The sequence below is a fragment of the Brevibacterium picturae genome, assembly GCF_030453725.1.
Lineage (GTDB): Bacteria > Actinomycetota > Actinomycetes > Actinomycetales > Brevibacteriaceae > Brevibacterium > Brevibacterium sandarakinum_A.
The window spans coordinates 1-12,080 of record NZ_JAKDJU010000091.1 but is presented as its reverse complement, the minus strand read 5'-3'; the positions used below and the strand labels follow the sequence as shown (position 1 = coordinate 12,080).

Annotated in this window: 10 protein-coding genes; 1 reads left to right on the top strand and 9 read right to left on the bottom strand. The window is 65.6% G+C overall.

The features are described from left to right. Positions 1–136: 136 nt before the first annotated feature. Positions 137–1,177: an L-glyceraldehyde 3-phosphate reductase gene (gene mgrA / locus L0G76_RS10120; RefSeq protein ID WP_304357127.1), complete on the top strand. Its 1,041-nt coding sequence runs from the start codon at positions 137–139 to the stop codon at positions 1,175–1,177. Between the two features lie 6 nt (positions 1,178–1,183). Here the strand turns inward: mgrA and L0G76_RS10115 are convergent, their stop codons facing one another. From L0G76_RS10115 to L0G76_RS10075, 9 genes are all read right to left on the bottom strand, one after another. After that, complete coding sequence (locus L0G76_RS10115) at positions 1,184–1,819, bottom strand: hypothetical protein (protein ID WP_304357126.1); 636 nt, start codon at positions 1,817–1,819, stop codon at positions 1,184–1,186. Between the two features lie 9 nt (positions 1,820–1,828). Next, positions 1,829–2,941 (bottom strand): aminoglycoside phosphotransferase/kinase family protein, encoded by a 1,113-nt coding sequence (locus tag L0G76_RS10110; RefSeq protein ID WP_304357125.1) that lies wholly within the window; start codon positions 2,939–2,941, stop codon positions 1,829–1,831. Then, the gene (locus L0G76_RS10105; protein WP_304357124.1) at positions 2,941–4,206 is read right to left on the bottom strand and encodes a phosphotransferase; all 1,266 of its coding nucleotides are present in this window, start codon (positions 4,204–4,206) and stop codon (positions 2,941–2,943) included. The genes L0G76_RS10110 and L0G76_RS10105 overlap by 1 nt, the downstream gene beginning before the upstream one ends. Beyond that, a complete protein-coding gene (locus L0G76_RS10100) occupies positions 4,203–6,104 on the bottom strand; it encodes an ABC transporter ATP-binding protein (protein WP_304357123.1) in 1,902 nt (633 codons plus the stop codon). Before L0G76_RS10100 ends, L0G76_RS10105 begins: the two co-directional genes overlap by 4 nt. Further along, positions 6,101–7,255 (bottom strand): glycosyltransferase family 4 protein, encoded by a 1,155-nt coding sequence (locus tag L0G76_RS10095; protein WP_304357122.1) that lies wholly within the window; start codon positions 7,253–7,255, stop codon positions 6,101–6,103. Before L0G76_RS10095 ends, L0G76_RS10100 begins: the two co-directional genes overlap by 4 nt. Next, positions 7,252–8,682, bottom strand: a complete 1,431-nt coding sequence (locus tag L0G76_RS10090) for a glycosyltransferase (protein ID WP_304357121.1) — start codon at positions 8,680–8,682, stop codon at positions 7,252–7,254. The genes L0G76_RS10095 and L0G76_RS10090 overlap by 4 nt, the downstream gene beginning before the upstream one ends. Continuing rightward, positions 8,672–9,922 (bottom strand): glycosyltransferase family protein, encoded by a 1,251-nt coding sequence (locus tag L0G76_RS10085; protein WP_304357120.1) that lies wholly within the window; start codon positions 9,920–9,922, stop codon positions 8,672–8,674. The genes L0G76_RS10090 and L0G76_RS10085 overlap by 11 nt, the downstream gene beginning before the upstream one ends. Positions 9,923–9,991: 69 nt before the next feature. Next, a complete protein-coding gene (locus L0G76_RS10080) occupies positions 9,992–10,651 on the bottom strand; it encodes a response regulator transcription factor (protein ID WP_304357119.1) in 660 nt (219 codons plus the stop codon). Then, positions 10,648–12,080, bottom strand: a 1,433-nt coding sequence (locus L0G76_RS10075; RefSeq protein ID WP_369696177.1) for a sensor histidine kinase, incomplete at its 5' end; no start/stop codon positions are given. The genes L0G76_RS10075 and L0G76_RS10080, both read right to left, overlap by 4 nt.

Here is a 12,080-nt window from a genome sequence, read left to right as displayed (position 1 = left end):
CCTGCACCCAGTCGTGCCCCCAGCCCCGTGGGCACGTGCAGGCAGACGTGAGCGCGTGCAGGCAGCGTCGAAAGGTCTTCGTTCTCGCATAAGCTGAGTGGACCAATCAGAGTCCTTTCCCGCCGCAGGAGGCACCGTGTACCAAGCAGCCGAAAATCGCTACGAATCGATGACCTATCGCCCGGTCGGCCGCTCCGGTCTCGTCCTCCCTGCGCTGTCCCTGGGTCTGTGGCACAATTTCGGCGATGATGTCGCTTTCCAGACTCAGCGCGACATCGTGCGCCGGGCCTTCGATCTGGGCATCACCCACTTCGACTTGGCGAACAACTACGGTCCGCCTCCCGGCTCGGCCGAGACGAACTTCGGTCGGCTGCTGCGCGAAGACCTCGGTGCCTACCGCGATGAACTCATCATCTCGACCAAGGCGGGATGGGGGATGCGTCCTGGCCCCTATGGAGGTCCGGGCGGAAGTCGGAAGTATCTGCTTTCGAGCCTCGATGCCTCGCTGAACCGACTCGGCCTCGACTATGTCGACATCTTCTATTCCCACCGCCCCGATGCTTCGACTCCTTTGGAGGAGACCATCGCAGCACTCGACACGGCGGTGCGCTCAGGCCGTGCCCTCTACGCCGGAATCTCCTCGTACTCGGCGGCCGACACGGCCCGCGCCTCGGCGCTGGCGAAGGATCTGGGCACTGAGCTGCTCATTCACCAGCCCTCGTATTCGATGGTCAACCGGTGGATCGAATCCGACAGTCTGCTCGAGACCACGGAGGCCGAGGGGCTGGGCGTCATCGCGTTCTCCCCGCTCGCGCAGGGTCTGCTCACCGACAAGTACCTCGGCGGAGTTCCCGAGGAGTCACGGGCCGGCAAGGCCACGCCCTCGTTCAAGGACGGGTTCCTCTCCGAGGACAACCTCGAGCGCATTCGCGGCCTGAACGACATTGCTGCGGCACGCGGACAATCCCTGGCCCAGATGGCTCTGAGCTGGGCACTCCGCGACGATCGGGTGTCGTCGCTGGTCATCGGCTCCAGCCGTGTCGCGCAGCTCGAACACAATGTCGCGGCTCTCAGCTCCGAACCGTTGAGCGCTGACGAGCTGAAGAAGATCGACGAATTTGCCGTCGACTCGGGCGTCGACATCTGGGGCGATGCCCGCCGCAGCACTCAGGAGTGAAGCTGCTCAGGAGTGAAACTCGACCGGAACTGAGCACGGAGCAAGAAGATCCCGCAGCTGCGCCACCAGCCGCGTGAATCCCGCAGCATTCGTGTGCATGGACAGGTCGGCTCGAATATCGGGCCCGCTTCGTCGGCGGATGTTGAGCTCGTGAACGATCCGAGGGCGGCCGGTCATTTTCGCCCCGAGCTCATTGCCGGCGGTCTTGCCGAAACTCGTCGACCAGAGGACGGGCCGCGGACCGATGCGCGCCCGGACCGAGACGAGATCCGCATATGTCACGAACCCCATTCCGGCGATCGTGACTCCACGCCCGTCGACGGTCAGCACGGGCGCCCTGCGATTGCTCTGCAACTTCCGATCCCGCACCAAGAGCACGACTCCTGCCCCTGCGAAGACGATTCCGCACACCACCAGTCCGCCGCCGATGCCCCAGCGGGCGGTGGCGGTGCTGCCCGGGCCCGCGGTGGAGATCGCAGCGAACAGGACGCCACCGACGATGAGAACGCCGAGGCCGCAGAGCAGCGCCCACCCGCCGATGAACGCGCAGATGATGCCCAGGACACGTGAGACTCGCGAGATTCTGCCCACTGCACGCGGGTCGGCGGGCAGAATCCATCGGTTCCCGTCGCGAATCAACATGCGTCCAGGCTAGCGTGCCGCGTCGAGCAGCAGGCCCGTGCGATCGTTCCACTTCGGCCGGAAAGCGTAGACGCAGACCAGTCGCAACAGGGTCGAGCGCTCATAGACGCTGACCCTCCTTGGGTCCAGTCCGCTCGCCGAGGTGACGCGGGAGATCTCCCGGAACACCACCTCGGCGTCGTCGACCGTCCAGATCCCCTGGTGGGTACGCCACCTCGCATGTGCACGAAGGTTGCCCAGGTCGAGTTCGCGTTCGCCGAGGCACGCGGTGTCGACGTCGAGCAGTCCGGGCCCGGCGACCGGGTCCCACATGATCTGCTTGTCGTGGAGGTCCCGGTGGATCGGCCCCCAGTTCCGTTCCCCCGACGAGGCGGCATCGTCGTTGACGAGGTCACCGCGCACCTCTGTGATCAGGGAATCCACCTCGGCGGCCCTCGGTCCGAGGAAGTGATGGGCACGGGCCCGCCACTCGTCGAGCACCCGTGCCTCCGAGTCCGCCGAATGGGTCGGCAGAGAGGTCAGCGGTGCGGGGCCCACAGCGGAACCGTGCACGGCAGAGTTCACGGCAGAACGGTCGACGGCGAAGCTGTCCGCGGCGAGCGCCCACGCATCGAGTGCCTCACCCCATGCGCGGGTCCAATCGGCACCCAGACGGCCCGGGTCGTGAAGTTCGACGCCCGGAAGGGCGCTGAGCACCACTGTCGAATCATCGGCAGTGAGGACGTTCGGCAATGCGAGAGCGTTCCGGAATGCTTCGGCCCTGTCCTGGCCGGCGATGATGTCTGCCGCCCGTGATGTGCGCACACATTTGGCGAAGTGACCGTCCGCCAACCGGACCACCGCTCTTTTACCCGGCCGGTGGGAGATCAAGCGGTTTCCAGTGCTGCCGGCACCCGAAGTTTCACCGGCGGTGAGGAGGCGTTCGAGCCCAGGCAGCTTGGGGTCTCTGCCCGAGGCGAACATGCCGACACGGTCTCGGTCGATGCTGAGGAATCCGGCTCGGATCGCCGAGTTCTTCTCCGCCTCGATGGCGATGCGATCGCGGCTGGCCGGCCATGCCCGGCGCACCGGCCATTCTTCACCGTCGACCGTGACGACCTCCGGGATGATGCGTGAGGTCATCATGACACCCGATTTCTGCTCGCGGCCAACGAGTCCTGCGCTGCCCCGATGATCTGCAGTGTGGCCCGTCGCCAATCGGCTCGGCAGGTGCGCCACGGTTCGAGGGCCGTGACGAGCATCGCCCAGGCGGCCCACGCTTCCACGTCGACGTCCGCACCTCCGGCGCTGCGGTAGCCGTCGAGGAAACCGGTCTCGAGGATTCGGGCCTGTGCATCGGCGCGTTGTCTGCAGGCGGCCACCCATCGACCGAGGTCCATTCCGGTCGGCCCGACTCCGGCCCGGTCGAGGTCGATGATGCGGCATTCCGAGTGACCGACGAGGACCTGGTCGGGGCTGAGATCGCCGTGGATGGCGCGATCGCCGGAACCTGCTTCACCACGTCCACCAGCACCTGTGCCGATCTCGAACCCGAGCCGATGGTGAAGCGTCCGCACAATGGCCGCCACCGCACTGCCCACCTCTGGCAGCAGCTGCGCCACCACGGTCGCGGTCTCTGCCGCTTGCTCCAGTGGAGACACCCGGGCCCGATGCCCCACCTCGGCGGGGGTGTGGCGATGAAGCTCTGCGATGATCACCCCCACTTCCTCGGCCATACCCATCTCGGGTTGGGTCTCGAGATCGCCGACCCCCCACCAGGGCGAGCGCACGGCCGTGCCCCTGCTGCCGAGGGCCTCGACGGGCAGAGTGGGCAGGCCCCAGTCGGCCCACAGAGCGGCGGTCTCGACCAGGTGTTGCTGGGAGCCTGTGCCGATGCGGACGAACTCACAGGCTCCGGACTCTCGCCGAGTGTGCTTGAGCAGGACGCGCCGACCGGGGTTGTAGCCGATCATCTCGAGCTCTCCGGACTGATCGTCGACGCCGGTCAATTCCCGAGTCGCGCGGGCGATCTCCTTCTCCAGCTTCGAGTCGGCTCGCACCGAACCGCTGATCAGCACGCTGCCCGTGGCTCCGGCAGATCGCGGCTCGCTGCATTCGTGCACGGTCACCGTCTCGTTCCGGGCCGCGGCACGTCTGCGAATGTTGGCGAGTTTGTCCGCGCCGGTCACCACCGCGCTCCACCCCCAGTCCTGATCCTCGCCGAGGCGGCCCTTCTCCTCACGCACCCAGGAGACGATGGCGCTGCGGCCGGGTTTGACCCGGATCCGAGTCGGTTCGACGGCGATGCCCAGACGCTGCGAGAGAGCCTCACCGGACCTGAGCTCTGTCACATACGGCAGTCCCGCAAATGCTGCGGTTGCGTCATCGGCTTCGCGAACAGTCGTCATACTCCCGCTCCTAAGTTCTCGTGCGTGTTCCCCTCAGCCCGGGGCGTGTTCCCGATCTGGGAATCCCCGGCCTGTGAACGCATCCACTCGGCGACTCTGGTTCCCGGGTCGGCGGCCAGTTCGTTCGGCGCTCCGTCTTCGACGATCTGACCGTCCTCGAGCCACAGCACCCGGTCGAGATCGCGGATCATCGCCAGATCGTGGCTGATGACGATGCTCGTGCGTCCCGTCGTCAGCGTGGCGACCGAGCCCGCGACCTGCCCACGGGTCGCCGGGTCGAGTCCCGTCGTCGCCTCGTCGAAGACGACGACGGGAGCGTCGCGGACGAGCGCTCTGGCGATGGCCAGGCGCTGGCGCTGCCCTCCTGAGAGGGTGTCGCCCCGGTTGCCCAGAACGGTCTCATAACCGTCGGGAAGGCCCGAGATGAAGTCATCGGCTTGGGCGGCACGGGCCGCGGCCTCCACCTCGGCGTCGGTGGCGTCCAAGCGACCGTAGCGGATGTTCTCCCGCACGGTCGCGGCGAACAGGACCGATTCCTGGAGCAGCACTGACACATTCGATCGCAGCGAGGATCTGGTGACGTTGTGGGTATCGTAGCCGTCGATGAAGATCGAGCCGGATTCCGGCTGTGAGAGCCGCAGCAGGTAGCTCATCAGCGTGGACTTCCCGGCTCCGGAGGCGCCGAGGATCCCCACCTTCTGTCCTGCAGGGATCAGCAGATTCAGATCATTGAACAGAGGGTTCCCATGCCCGTCCGCCGAGGTGATGCGGTCGAAGACGACGTCGCCGGCGACGGGGCCCATGGTGTGTGCACCGGGGGCGTCGGCGATCTCGATCGGTTCGTCGAGGAGGTCGGCGATCCGCTCCCCGGAGGCGGTGGCGCGGGCGATCCGACCAGTGTATTTGGCCATATCACGCAGCGGCTTCATCGCGATCTTGAGGTACATGATGAACAGCACCAGGTCGCCCGGGGACATCGCCCCGCGCAGCACCTGGTAGCTGCCGAAGACGAGCACCAAGGCTTGGGAGACGCCGACGAGCACGTCCGTCGATCGTTCGAGCCCCGCAGCCAGGCGACGAGCTCGCACCCCTGCCTTGAGTGCGCGCTCGTTTCCGTTGGCGAATTCGCGCGCCACCGTGCCTTCGAGGCCGTAGGCCTGGACGACGCGGATGGCACCGAGTGCCTCGGCCGCGGAGCCGACGAGCCTGCCTTCGCCCTTGCGGGTCGAGCGGGAGGCCGTCGTGATCTTCGGCGTCGAGATCTTCGACAGCAGTCCGTAGACCGCAGCAGTGATGAGCACGATTGCGCTGAGCACCGGGTCGAGGATGACCATGACGACGAGGAGGACGGCCAAAGTGACGACATTGCCCACCAGCGGCAGACCCGCCGTCACGGCCACTTCCTGGAGTCGTCCGATGTCACCGACGAGCCGCTGCGAGGTGTCTCCGATCGAAGCTCGCGAATGGTATTTCAGCGACAGGGCCTGCACGTGTTCGAAGACCCGCGAGCGCAGTTGGGTCGCGACCCGGGCACCGACGAGCGCGAAGCAGATGGTCGAGGCATAGTTCGCCACGGCTCGTCCGGCCACGATGACGGCCAATCCGGTCGCCGCTGCGGCCAGCGTCATTCCGACATTCGATCCGATGCCGATGATCGGTCCGATCTCGGCACCGAGTGCGGAGGTCACGGCGTCGATGGCGATCTTGATCGGCCAGGGTTCAAGGATGCGGAAGATGACATCGCAGAACAGCGCCGCCAATCCGCCGAGGATGAGCCACCTGTGCTGACCCAGGTGAGGGGTGAGGATTCGCAGGGTCCGCTTCAGCGCCCCGGACGAGATCGTCGTTCGCGACTTCTTCGGCTTCGGGGTCTGCTCCCGCTTCGGGGTCTGACTCATACCGACTCCATGACGAACGGTTCCAGGATCTCCTGGCAGCGGCTGGTCCAGGAGTGGTGGGCGAGCGCTTCGGACCGGGCCGCGGCACCCATGCGATGACGCGCCTCGGGGTCCTCGATGAGGTTCTGCAGGGCATGGGTCAGGGCATCGGTGTCGTCTGCGGGCACCAGGGTCGCGGCACCCGTTCCCTCAAGAACGTCGGGTATCGAACCGACGGCCGATGCGACGATGGGCAGGCCCGCGGCCAGGTACTCGTAGATCTTCAGCGGTGAGAAGTAGTTCTCCCCCGCCGGGTACGGGGCTGCGGCGATATCGAAGGTGCGCAGGCGCGAGGGAATCTCCTCTGGTGCGAGGGCACCGTGGAATGTCACACGATCACCGAGGCGACGGGTCTTCGCCTGCTTCTGCAGGGACTGCGCTTCGGGTCCGTGCCCGAGGATATCGAGATGGACGTTCCCGTGCAGATCGGCGCAGGCGTCGATGAGTCGGTCTGTGCCGTGCCAGGGTTTGAGTGTGCCCACGAATCCGATCCGCACCGGCCCGCCGAGGCTGGTCTGTGCGGCCGGGGTGATCCGGTTCGTGTTGACACCGTTGGGGACCACCGAGACGTCTCGCAGCCCCGGATAGTCACGCCTCACCCACTCGGCAACCGTCGTGCTGACGCAGACGATCCGCTCGGCTTCGACGAAGCTGCGGGCCGTGGTCCGGGCGGCATGCTCGGCGTGGACGAGCCCTCGATGCTGCTTCTGCTCCGCCAACAGCGGTGCGTTGACTTCGAGAACCAGAGGCACGCCGAGGCGCTCACTGATTTGGGCTCCAGCGGTCGAGAACAGCGAATACCGTTCATAGACGAGGTCGAAGCTCTGGCCGGCTTCTGTCGCGGTGTTCACGACCATATCGGCGAGCATGTCGGACAGGCGCAGCAGGGCGATCTCCCGTTGTCCTCGGTCCAGGCCCCGAGGCACCTCGAGGCGGGTGATGTCGAGGTCGGCCAGGTCGGCCGGGATGTCGTCATCTGTGCGGGTGCAGAAGATGCTGACTTCGTGTCCGAGGTTCCGGAAGGTGCGGACGACTTCTTGGACATGGACGCTGGCACCCTTGGTGCCGAAGACTCCGATGCCCGGGTCGAGCAGGATGTAGGCGATTCTCATGACACGTTCTCCAGTTCACGCTGAATGGTCGGCGCGGCTCGGCCGATGGTCGGTGCGGCTCGGCCGGTGGTCGGTGCGGCTCGGCCGGCCTCGGCTGCTGCAACGGTCCCGGCTGCCTCCTCGGGCTCCGTGACGATTCCCCCGTTCACCAGGTCTGCGAGTGTGCGTGCCTGGGAATGTGAGTCGTGCTCTCGGCACACGAGGTCGCGGGCGGCATCGGTGATCTCACGGATGGACGCCGGATTCTCACGCAGACGATGGACCACCTCGGCGATGGTGGACGCAATCTGCGTTGAGTCGTCACCATCGACCAGCCAGCCGGTCTCATCATGGATGATGACCTCGGGCACGGCCGTGACGGTGCCGGCGATGCAGGGAATTCCGGTGGCCATGCCTTCGAGCAGGACTGTCGGCAGGCCATCGGCGTTGCCGTCGGCGCCGATGACGAAGGGGGCGACGAGCAGGTCGTGGGTGACGAACATGTCGCGGACCTCGGACTGGGTCAGTGCTCCGTGCAGGGCGACGAGCTCGGTGAGGCCCAGGGTGTCGATGAGTTCGCGCAGCTCGGCCTCGAGCGGGCCGGTGCCCACGAGGTCGAGTCGGCAGGGCAGGCCGTTGTCGCGCAGGAGGGCGAGCGCGGTGAGCAGATGCGCGAATCCCTTCTTCTCAACAAGTCGCCCGACCGCCAACAGGGACGGGACGGCAGATGGTGGCGTGTCTGGTCGCGTGGCGATTCGAGGCCGGTAGGGGAAGCGGTCGAGTTCGAGCCCATTGCGCACAACGACCAGACGCTCGCTGAGTTCCTGGCCGAGGATACGGTGCAGAAAGCTGTGGTTGTAGTCGCTGATCGCGATGACATGGTCGGCGTCTGCGACCTTCCGCACGAGGTCGGCAGGCTCAACGCTCTCGTGGAAGATGTCCTTCGCATGCGTCGTGAACGAGTAAGGAACTCCGGACAGCGCCGAGGCTGCTCGAGCCACCGTCGTCGCCACCGAAGCGAAGTGGGCGTGCAGGTGGGTGACCTCGTGTTCGAGGGCCAGACGTGCCACGCCCATGGCCTGGACCGCGTCGTCGTGGCCGAGTTCTGTGATGTCGCCGAGGTGGGCCTGCAGTCGCGCGGAGAGCTGCGGATTCTGTGTGCCCTCCTGCCAGGTCTGCCAGAAGCTGCGGGCGCTCGAGGGCCGTTCGATCTGGATCACGGGAGCTTTGACCCGTGCCAGCTCGGGATGGAAGCGGGTGTCGGTCGTCGGGCGCAGGGAGAAGATGATGAGGTCCTCCCCCGCTGCTTCCCGGGCGAGGATCTCCGAGACGATGAAGGTCTCAGAGAAGCGCGGGTACATCTTCAGCACATAGGCGCGTTTGCCGACCGTGTGTGTGAGTGCGGGCTCGAGTGTGGGTGCGGGTGTTGGTACGTGTTCAGCCTGCATAGCTGGCCTCCTCGATTGAAGCGACGGTGCCGAGGGTCGAGGCACTGTGGTCAGGGACGATGTCTGTGATGTGCGGTCCGATGAGTTCGGCAGCGAGGTGCGCGACGGCGGCCAGCCCAGCCAGGTCGATGTGCGAACGCTCGATGGACCGATCAACCTGGCGGCTGAACCATTCGCTGAGTTCCGATGAGTTGATGCGATCGATGGACAGGGTGTCGATCGCGCCGACCGCAGCAAGCGCCGATGCACGCCGAGGCTGCTCGGCCCGATGCCCGTTGCGCGGGACGACGAGTGCCGGAGTGCTTGTCGCCAGCACCTCGCTGAGGGTGTTGTACCCGCCCATGCAGACCAGCGCAGAGGCCCGGGCCATGAGGCCGGGCACGTCGTCGCTGTGTCGGATGACGATGGTCGACTCGGCTGCGGATCGTTTGAGAGCTTCGAACTCTTCGATTGCCATCTGGGGCCCTGTCACGACGAGGTGGGTGTGGCCGACCGGAGGTCGTGCCCGCACCGCCAAAGCTGCGAGATCCGCACCGTCGGAGCCTCCGCCCAGGCAGGTGAGGACGAATCGTCCCTGAGTAGTCGCGGTTCGTTGCCGGGTGCGTTCCGCAGGGCGCTCCGTGGGGCGCTCCAAGGCCAGATAACCGGTGCATTCTGCGATGCGTGCGAGTTCGACCGGGACTTCACCAGTGACTCGAGAGTCGTAGACGGCCGGATCACCGTAGATCCAGACCTCGTCGAAGGCAGCGGCGACGGTGCAGGCTCCGCCGATGCGGTCCCATTCGCGTGCGATCACGGAGGGTGTGTCGAGGACCTCACGCAGCCCCAGGACCGTACGGCAGCCGCGAGCCCGAACATGGTCGAGTGCTTCGTTCAGCTCACCATCGATGCCGAAGGGATGACGGTCGACGATGAAGAGGTCAGGGTCCTGCTGGTCGAGGATCGCTGTGATCGCGGCGGCCCGCAGGGCGCTGAGTCCTTCCATCGATGAGGCCAGCGCCCGGGGCTCGTAGCCGCCAGCGGACGGTGTCACACCGGGCAGGATCACCCAGTCCCACCCGGCCGGCAGATCGAAGCGAGTGGCTTCAGGGCTGCCTGCGATGAGCAGTCCGCTCACTCTGCGACCGGTCAGTGCAGGGAGGTCCTCGGCCAGGGCGAAGGCCAGGGCACGGTTTCGGCGAATGTGCCCCAGACCCAGGGAGTCGTGGGAGAACAGTGCGATTCTCAGAGTGGAATTCATACTCTTCATCCTGGTCTGCCTGATTAAGGTGGAGTTAAGACGCAGATGAGAAGACTCTTAGGGTCGAACTCAGTCCACGCGGTAGCCGAATCCTCGCACCGTGGTGACGAAGTCGTTGCCGAGCTTCTTGCGCAGATAGCCGACGTAGACGTCGACGACGTTTGAGCCGGGGTCGAAGTCGAAGCCCCACACGTGTGAGAGCAGCTGTTCGCGAGAGAGCACATTGCCGCGGTTGCGCAGCAGGATCTCCGCAAGCGAGAGTTCACGTGCGGAGAGGTCGACGATCTTCCCGGCCACCCACACCTGCCGTTTGAGCAGGTCGATGCGCACGTTTCCGCGAATGAGCTCCGTCTTCGGTGCCTCGACCACAGTCTCCTTGAGGCGCAGCCTGATGCGGGCCAGGAGCTCGCCGAAGCGGAAGGGTTTGATCATGTAGTCGGCAGCACCGGATTCCAGGGCGTAGATCGTGTCGTCGGCGTCATCACGTGCCGTGAGCACAAGGACGGGCAGGTCGGGGCGCTGGGTGCGCAGCTGGCTGAGCACGCTGAAGCCGTCGAGGCCCGGCAGCCCGATGTCGAGGACGAGCAGGTCGAAGTCTCCGGCCAGCGCCAGATCACGGCCGGCGATGCCGTCGCGGGCGATCTCTGTGCTGAATCCGGCCGCTTTGAGGCCCTTGGCGATGAAGGCGGAGATCCGCTCCTCATCTTCGACAACGAGAATTCTGTTCACTGCGGTCCTTTCGGCAGGATCATTCGGAACTGGGCACCCTTGGAGGCGTGATCAAGGACGACGGTCCCTCCGTGCGCCTCGGCGATGGCCTTGATGATGGACAGACCGAGGCCGAACCCATTGCCCTCCGTCGATCCACGGCTGAATCGGTCGAAGATGTCGGCTGCGATCTCATCCGGGACACCGCTGCCTTCGTCACGAACCCAGAGGTGGATGTGGCTGTCGTCGTGGCCTGCGCCGAACGTGATCGACTGGCCCTCTTCGGTGTGTTCGACCGCGTTCGCGGCCAATTGGAGGAGAGCCTGGGTCAATCGCTGTCGATCGGCCCAGAACGAGATGGTCGGAGGTGTCGCGACCTGCCACTCACGCTGCCCCAGCCCCTTGGCCTTGGCCAGGGTGTCGCCCAGCAGCGAGGGCACATCGACCTCAGCAGTGCGGACGAAGTCCGGGCGGCGAGCGCGAGCGAGAATGAGCAGCTCGTCGACGAGGCGGGCCATCCTGTCCGTTTCATCGAGCAGCAGCGTTCGTGTCTCGTCGACATCGTCGACATCCTGGGAGTCCATGGTCTCGAGGTGTCCGCTGAGGATGGTCAGGGGTGTACGGAGTTCGTGGCCGACGTCATCGAGGAATCGCTTCTGCGTCTCGAACGCGGATTCGAGCCGGTCGAGCATGTCGTTGAACGTGCGCCCCAGCTCGGCGAGGTCGTCATTGCCTCTGGTGGCGAGCCGATTGCTCAGGTCACCTCCTGAGATCGACTGCGCGGTCTGTCGCAGCTCGGTCACCGGGGACAGGAGCCGACGGGCCAGGACCGAAGAGATTCCGGTGATGACCAATGCTGCGGCCAGAGCGACGACGGTGTAGATCTGCATGACCTGCGTGAGGTCGGAATGGCTGGCGCTGACATTGTGGACGACGACGAATGATCCCGTCTGACCGCCGACGGTGATCGGAAGGACATAGCCTTCGTAGTCGTCTCCGGCAAGAGTCAGATTGATCTCGCCGCCGTCCGCGGAGACTCCGGCGACGGCCTTCTCGAATTCCTTGGAGCCGCTCAGTGCGGCATTGCTCTCTCCCTGGTAGAGGACGCGTCCATCGGTGAGGAAGGCGAACAGGACCTCATCTTCGTCCGGTTGGTTCTGGGCGAGGAACTGGCTGAGGATCTGGTCGACGGAGGTGAAGCGCTCTCCCGTCTCGGGGTCGACTCCGTTCTGGGCGAACGTGCGCATCTCCGCGATCTCCTGCGACATGGACGCAGCATTGCGGCCAGCCACATTGTTCGCTTCGACGGTGTAGAGGACGAGGCCGACGACTGTGAGCGCGAGCACGGAGAGAACGGCGACTGTGATCGTCAGGCGATTCTGCACGGTCATCCGAATCGGACGGTCAGTCGTCATCGTCACCGCCGTCGTCATCCCCATCGTCATCGTCA

Coding starts and splice junctions, on each gene's coding strand:
- L0G76_RS10115 (WP_304357126.1), bottom strand. CDS start 1,819: ATGTTGATTCGCGACGGGAACCGATGGATTCTGCCCGCCGACCCGCGT.
- L0G76_RS10110 (WP_304357125.1), bottom strand. CDS start 2,941: ATGACCTCACGCATCATCCCGGAGGTCGTCACGGTCGACGGTGAAGAA.
- L0G76_RS10105 (WP_304357124.1), bottom strand. CDS start 4,206: ATGACGACTGTTCGCGAAGCCGATGACGCAACCGCAGCATTTGCGGGA.
- L0G76_RS10100 (WP_304357123.1), bottom strand. CDS start 6,104: ATGAGTCAGACCCCGAAGCGGGAGCAGACCCCGAAGCCGAAGAAGTCG.
- L0G76_RS10095 (WP_304357122.1), bottom strand. CDS start 7,255: ATGAGAATCGCCTACATCCTGCTCGACCCGGGCATCGGAGTCTTCGGC.
- L0G76_RS10090 (WP_304357121.1), bottom strand. CDS start 8,682: ATGCAGGCTGAACACGTACCAACACCCGCACCCACACTCGAGCCCGCA.
- L0G76_RS10085 (WP_304357120.1), bottom strand. CDS start 9,922: ATGAATTCCACTCTGAGAATCGCACTGTTCTCCCACGACTCCCTGGGT.